The sequence below is a fragment of the Sphingomonas asaccharolytica NBRC 15499 genome (genome assembly GCF_001598355.1).
GTDB classification, from domain to species: Bacteria; Pseudomonadota; Alphaproteobacteria; order Sphingomonadales; family Sphingomonadaceae; genus Sphingomonas; species Sphingomonas asaccharolytica.
Genome location: NZ_BCYU01000135.1, coordinates 1 through 6,638, shown reverse-complemented (window position 1 = coordinate 6,638; position 6,638 = coordinate 1). Strand labels below are relative to the sequence as shown.

The following is a 6,638-nucleotide window of genomic DNA, read 5'->3' as shown; positions in this document are numbered from 1 at the left end:
CATCTGGTCGCCCAGCCATTGCGGCGGGACCAGGTCGCCGGGATAGACGATCTCGACCGCCGCGCCGAATGCATAGCTCAGCATCGCGATCAGCGCCGCCGGTTTCCACCAGCGCACCAACGCCGCGAGCACATTGGGCGCGCGCGAGAGGCCGAAGCCGAACAGAAAGGCGGGGAAATAGGCGAGATGCGCGATGCCGTCGTTGATCAGGTCCTGGGTGTCGGTCCAGCGGTGGAAGATGACGACCTGGCTCAGGACCAGATAAACGATCGGCAGCACCAGCGCGCGCCAGCCGCCAAATGCCGCGTCGAACAAGGCCTGCAACCGGGCCGGGCGGGGGATCAGGAGCAGCAGCGACAGCGCGGCGGTATAGGTCCAAAGATAGCCGACGAACCACAAATGGTTCCAGGTCGGCAGGAACACGCCGTCAATCGCCCGGAAGCGGAAATAGTCCTGGGTCAGGAACGTCCCGAAACCCTGGGCATAGCCATGCTGGGTCACCAGCTCGACCCAGCTTTGCGGCGGCACCATCACGGTGATGCCGAAGAGGAGCGGGATGAGCAGACGGCTCGACCGGCTCGACATGAACTTGGCGACGCCGCCCGATTTGGCGAGCAGCGCGCGGCTGGCATAGCCCGAAACGACGAACAACAGGGTCAGCCGCCACGGATTGGTCAGCAACATCACGACCGACAGCCACTCGACCGGCTGGGCGGTCTTCACGTGGAAACCCCAGGGCGTGAACACCATCGCGGTATGATACAGGATCAGCAGGGCGAAGGCGCCCACGCGAAGCCAGTCCATGCCGTAATGTCGAACCATGCCAGTCCATGTAGCGATTGAGGGCGCGATGACTACCCATCGCACCCTCCGGAGTTCCGCTTAGACGGTTAAAAGGGGCTCAAGCGACGTCGGGTCGAGCGCGAACGGTCTCCATCCAGTCGGCCGAGGCGGCCGGTTTGGCGGCCTTGGCGCGCGCCTTGAGGCCGATCAGCGGGCGCAGCACGTTCACGTCGCGTCCCACCAGGTAAAAGGCCCAGCATCCCGCGATCGTCGCCGGTACCAGGATGAGGAACTCGCCCGCCGCGCCGATGCCGAGCGGCTTCACCCAGAATTCGACCAGGACGATCACCGTCTGATGGATTATGTAGAAGGGGAAGGTCGCCTCGGCGAGCGTCGTGCGCCAGCGATGATCGCGGTTGAGGAAGCGTTCGGCCACCCCAATCAGTGCGGCGATCGCCACCCAGGTGTCGATCTCGCGCGCCAGGCGGAAGATCACCGTCATGTTGTGGCTCGGGAAACTGAAATCGGGATAGGCGACCAGCAGCCCGGCGATCACCGCGTAGCAGCCGATCGCGACCGCTGCCGACGCTATCCACCAGCGCGAAAGCCCGTCCATCACCACGCGCGATCCGGCCAGGCCGAAGCCGAACAGGAAGGCGGGGAAATATTGCAGGTGGGCCAGGCCGTCGTTGAACAGATCGTGCGTGTCGTCGTCGCGGTGGAACAGCCAATATTGCGTGACCAGCAGGAACACGACCGGCACCCAGACCGCGCGGCTGCCGCCGAACACGCGGTCGAACATCGCCTGCAGCCTGCCCGCGCCGGGGACCAGCATCGAGAGCATCAGGGCGAGCGTGTAGACCCAGAGATAGACGACGAACCACAGATGGTTCCAGGTCGGCATGACGATCCCGTCGAGCTTGCCGAAGCGAAAATAATCGTGGGTCAGGAACCAGACATAGCTCTGGCCATAGCCATGCTTGCCGACCAGCTCGACCCAGGTCTGCGGCGGGATGACCACCGCCATGCCGAACACGAGCGGGATCAGCAGTCGCGAACTGCGATTGCCAAGGAAGCGGCGGACGCTGGGCGATTTCGACCACAAGGCGCGGCTGGCATAACCCGATACGACGAACAGCAAGGTCAGTCGCCAGGGGTTGGTCAGCAGCATCGGGATCTCGACCCAGTCCATCGGCTGCGCGGTCTTGATGTGAAAGCCCCAAGGCACGAAAACCATGCCGATATGATAGAGGATCAACAGCGCGAACGCGCCGATCCTCAGCCAGTCCATTCCGTAATGCCGTTCCATCATTCGCCTCCGTTTTGCGGGAATGGTGAGACGGCTAGTCGCGGCTCGTCAGGGCCGGTATCGGAGAGGGTCGGAAGGCGGCTTCACGGGGACGATCGAACAAGTGGCAGGGACGAGCGGCGGGTTGCGCGGGATGAACGGAACGCAGCGCAAGCTGGCGGCCGGGCTCGTCGCCGGTTTCCTCACGATCGTCGCCCTCATCATGATCGCCAATGCCGAATCGTCGATCGCCGATCTTCACGCGTCGGGCGCGCATATCCGGCCCGATCTGGTCTGGTCGTGGGAATGGACCAGCATGATCGCCTGGCTCAGCGTCTATCCATTGCTGTGGTTTGGCGTCGCAACCATCCGTCCGCCGCGTTTCTCATGGCCGCTGATCGCCGCCGCGTTGGTAATCGGCAGCCTGATCGCGTCAGGCTGGCATATCGGCGTGATGGTCGTGCTGCGGCGGATCTATTACGACGCGGTAGGGCAGGGACCCTATCACTTCTTCGGCGTGGTCGACGATCGCTTGCTCTACGAATTCCGCAAGGATTTCGCGACCTATCTCCAGTTCATCATCATCGCCGCAGTCGGGCAGTGGCTGATCGCGCGGGCCGCGACGCCGCCGAACGCGGACGCGTCCCCCAGAACGCTGGCCGTGGCCGATGGGGCGGTCACGCACCTGGTGCCGGTCGAAGAAATCGAATCGATCGCCTCGGCGGGCAATTATGTCGAGATCGCCTGGGGGCCGCGCACGCTGCTGCATCGCGCCACGCTGGCGGCGGTCGAAGCCGAACTGGGCGAGGCGTTCCTGCGCATCCATCGCGGCCGGCTGGTGCGGCGCGCGGCGATCCGCCGGATCGAGATTGACAAATCGGGCGACTTCACCGTCGAACTGGCGTCGGGCGCGATGTTACGCGGAAGCCGGCGTTACCGCCCGGCGGACTGACCGCGGGCTCAACCCGATCAATGGCCGCAGCCAATCGATCTCGCGCCCGATCAGATAGAAGCTGACCGCGAACGAAAATGTGCCGGTCAGGATCAGCGCGAACTCGACGAACGGACTGAGGTTGAGCGGCAATGTGTACCAGGCGAGCAGGATGATCGCCGGATGGTGCGCGATATAGAGCGGGAAAACCGCCTCGGCCAACGTCGCGCGCCATTTGTGATCATGGTTGAGGAAGCGAGTCGCGAGCTGGAACAGCACCAGCATCACGCTCCACGCCATCGTCAGGCGCGCCGCGCGGTCGATCGCCATGAGTGCGTGCGGCGGGACGTTGTGCCCTTCATAAGCGAGCTCGATGCACACCACGATGACCCCGGCGACCAGCGCGACCGCCGCCGCCGGCCACTGCAGCCGCGCGATCACTGGCCACAATTTGCTCTCTCCCGCCAGCGCGAAGCCGAACAGGAAGATCGGGAAATAGGCGAAATGGGCGTTCCAGTCGGTGAACAATCCCTGCTTTTCGGAAAGCACGAACATCACCGACAGCTTGAGCACGACCAGCAGCGCGATCGGCGCCCAGAGCAGTCGCATGCCGGGCGCCAGGCGGTCGACGGCGCGAGTCAGCCGTTCGGCATTCCAGCTCGGAACGAGCAAAAGGGCTGCCAGCACCATCGTATAGGCCCATAGATAGACAACGAACCACAGATGCTCCCAGTTCGGGAAGCCATGGCCATAGACCGGCGTGACGCTCCAATAATCGGTCAGCCAGAAATGGATCAGGCTGCCTGGATAACCCTGCTCGCGCGCCCTGACCCACATTTCCGGCGGGATCAGCGCGACCATCGCGAATCCCCAGGGGATCAGCAGCCGGCGATTGCGCGATTCGGTGAAGGCGCGGACGTCGCCCGATTTGTCGAACAGCTTGCGGCTGGCAAAGCCAGACACCGCGAACAGCAGCGTCAGCCGCCACGGTGTCAGCAACGCCATCGGCGCGGTCAGTTCGTGATAGGTGACCGGCGATTTGATCACCCAGTCCCAGGTCGAAAAGACCATGGCGACATGGTACACGATCAGCAGGCCGAAGGCGCCGATCCTGAGCCAGTCCAGGCCATAATGTCGTCGCTGGGGAGTCATTGACGCCGTTCGTGTCCGAGTTGACCTGGGTCAATAGCGGATCGGCCCTGACCAAAAGGTTATCGCGGCTGAAACCTCGGTTGCTCAAAATGGGTGCTATCGGCGCTTAATCGTTCGGAATCGTTCCTTTGCCGGCTGACGGTTTCTGGAAGCGCTAGGCGGATCGATTCCGGCATTTCCCAACTTTCGCTTCCTTGTCAGGTTAGGAAAACCTGACGTGTCGATCCGCCTTAGAGCACTAGGTTTCGCAGGCTCCCGCCGCTATATGCTGGGCGACCCAAGAGGATTTAGAATGTCAGTCCGTCCCTGGCGCGACATCACGCGCCGCAAGAGCCGCCAGATCATGGTCGGGAACGTCCCCGTCGGGGGCGATGCGCCCGTCACCGTGCAGACGATGACCAACACGCCGACCAGCGATCCGCGCGCAACGATCGACCAGATCCGCCGCTGCGAGGATGCCGGCGTCGATATCATCCGCGTGTCGTGCCCCGACGTCGAATCGACCGCGGCACTCAAGCAGATCGTCCGCGCCTCGCGCGTGCCGATCGTCGCCGACATCCATTTCCACTATAAGCGCGCGCTTGAGGCGGCCGATGCGGGCGCCGCCTGCCTGCGGATCAATCCCGGCAATATCGGGTCGGCCGAGCGGGTGAACGAAGTGGTCGCCGCGGCCAAGGCCAATGGCTGCGCGATCCGCATCGGCGTCAATGCCGGTAGCTTGGAACGCGACCTGCTCGAGAAATATGGCGAGCCGTGCCCCGACGCTTTGGTCGAAAGCGCGCTCGATCACATCAAATTGCTCCAGGACCGCGACTTCCACGACTTCAAGGTGGCGGTGAAGGCAAGCGACCTGTTCCTCGCGGTTGCCGCTTATCAGCAACTCGCCGAAGCGGTCGATTGTCCGCTCCATCTCGGCATCACCGAAGCCGGCGGGTTCGTCGGCGGCACGGTCAAGTCGGCGATCGGGATCGGTAGCCTGCTCTGGTACGGGATCGGCGACACGATCCGCGTCTCGCTCTCGGCCGAGCCCGAGGATGAGGTCCGCGTCGGGTTCGAAATCCTCAAGGCGCTGGGCATCCGCAATCGCGGCGTCCGCGTCGTGTCGTGCCCGAGCTGCGCGCGCCAGGGCTTCGACGTCATCCGCACTGTCCAGGCGCTGGAGGAGCGGCTCCAGCATATCCGCACGCCGATGTCGCTGTCGGTGCTCGGCTGCGTCGTCAACGGGCCGGGCGAAGCGCGGGAGACCGATATCGGCATCACCGGCGGCGGCAACGGCAAGCACATGGTCTATCTGTCGGGCGTGACCGATCACCATGTCCAGGACGCCGACATGATCGAGCATATCGTCAAGCTGGTGGAGGCTAAGGCAGCCGAGATCGACGCGGCGGACGAAGCGAAAGCGGCGTGAAGATCGCGCTCGGGCTTGCCGCGGCGGCCATCGCGTTCACCGTGCAGCCCGTGGCGGCGGACGTTGCGGCGCCGACCGCAGCACCCGGTCACCCCGAGGCACGCCCCTTCGGCGATCCCGATCGAGCCGACCGCGACGTCGCCGATGCGATGGCGCGCGCTAAGGCCAATGGTCATCGCGTGATCCTAGTGTTCGGCGCGAACTGGTGCCATGACAGCCGCGCGCTCGCCGGATGGTTCGCCAGCCCGCGCTTCGCCGCGATGCTGGCGCCGCGCTATGAAATCGTCTGGATCGATGTCGGGCAAAAGGACCGCAATCTCGATCTCGCGCGCCGCTTCGGGCTCGACGGGATCAAGGGTACGCCAACGGTGCTGATGCTCGATTCCGCCGGCAAGCCGCTCAACCTGAAGGACGCGCCGCGCTGGCACGATGCCTCGACGCGCAGCGAGGACAAGATCTACCGCTATTTCGCCCGTTAGGGCGCAACGGGAGGGGACATGACCAACGGACGCTTTCGCCTGGCGCAATTGCTGGTCGGTCTGGTGGCGGTCTTCGCGATCGGGTTTGGCGCGTACATGCTTGCCCAGCCGCTGCTCTGGTATCGTGCGCTACCGACCGTGGTGTTCACCGGCCCGTTCAACCAGCATTTCGTCCGCGATATCGGCGCGGCCTATCTAGCCTGCGGCGTGCTGCTCGGTTGGGCGGTGCTCGATCTGCGCGCGCGGCGGCTGGCGGTGTTGGCTGGTGCATTGTGGTTGAGCCTCCATGCCCTGGTCCATTTGTACGAAGTGATCACCGGCATTTGCGGCGTCGCGATCTTCTGGCGCGATTTTCCCGGCGTGTTCGGGCCGCCAGTATTGGCGCTGCTCGGCTGGTGGCTGGCGCGGCGGTAAGCTCTCTTTAGCCATCACCATTAGCCAAGCCGCAATCGCCGTGCGGTAGAAGGGCAGCCATGAAATATGCGCTGCTCGTGGTGACCGTGATCGGAATCGTGATCGGCCTGGCCCTGCCTGGGGCGAAGCGCGCCCCGATCACTGCCGCTCCACCGGCTGCCGCGGCAGCCGCCGACCAGCCGC

The 6,638-nt window shown here is 64.3% G+C and carries 7 protein-coding genes; 4 read left to right on the top strand and 3 right to left on the bottom strand.

What is annotated here, in order from left to right:
* On the bottom strand, positions 1-822 hold an 822-nt coding region (locus SAS01S_RS21180; protein ID WP_157082937.1), incomplete at its 3' end, for an acyltransferase family protein.
* Positions 823-901: 79 nt separating this feature from the next.
* A complete protein-coding gene (locus SAS01S_RS21175) occupies positions 902-2,092 on the bottom strand; it encodes an acyltransferase family protein (protein ID WP_066813086.1) in 1,191 nt (396 codons plus the stop codon).
* A 103-nt stretch (positions 2,093-2,195) separates the two neighbouring features.
* Between SAS01S_RS21175 and SAS01S_RS21170 the strand changes: the two genes are divergently transcribed.
* Positions 2,196-3,023 carry a LytTR family DNA-binding domain-containing protein gene (locus SAS01S_RS21170; RefSeq protein WP_169804996.1) on the top strand — a complete coding sequence of 276 codons (828 nt, stop codon included), beginning with the start codon at positions 2,196-2,198 and terminating at the stop codon, positions 3,021-3,023.
* Here the strand turns inward: SAS01S_RS21170 and SAS01S_RS21165 are convergent.
* Positions 2,988-4,154, bottom strand: coding sequence for an acyltransferase family protein (locus SAS01S_RS21165; RefSeq protein WP_066813080.1), 1,167 nt, complete (start codon positions 4,152-4,154; stop codon positions 2,988-2,990). The genes SAS01S_RS21170 and SAS01S_RS21165 overlap by 36 nt on opposite strands.
* Before the next feature lie 292 nt (positions 4,155-4,446).
* Here SAS01S_RS21165 and ispG point away from each other — a divergent pair, with 292 nt between their 5' ends.
* The 3 genes from ispG to SAS01S_RS21150 are packed head-to-tail and all read left to right on the top strand — an operon-like array spanning position 4,447 to position 6,455.
* Positions 4,447-5,562 (top strand): flavodoxin-dependent (E)-4-hydroxy-3-methylbut-2-enyl-diphosphate synthase, encoded by a 1,116-nt coding sequence (gene ispG, locus SAS01S_RS21160; RefSeq protein ID WP_066813079.1) that lies wholly within the window; start codon positions 4,447-4,449, stop codon positions 5,560-5,562.
* Positions 5,559-6,041 (top strand): thioredoxin family protein, encoded by a 483-nt coding sequence (locus tag SAS01S_RS21155; RefSeq protein ID WP_066813077.1) that lies wholly within the window; start codon positions 5,559-5,561, stop codon positions 6,039-6,041. Before ispG ends, SAS01S_RS21155 begins: the two co-directional genes overlap by 4 nt.
* 18 nt (positions 6,042-6,059) lie before the next feature.
* Positions 6,060-6,455, top strand: a complete 396-nt coding sequence (locus SAS01S_RS21150; RefSeq protein ID WP_066813075.1) for a DUF4345 family protein — start codon at positions 6,060-6,062, stop codon at positions 6,453-6,455.
* Positions 6,456-6,638 lie beyond the last annotated feature (183 nt).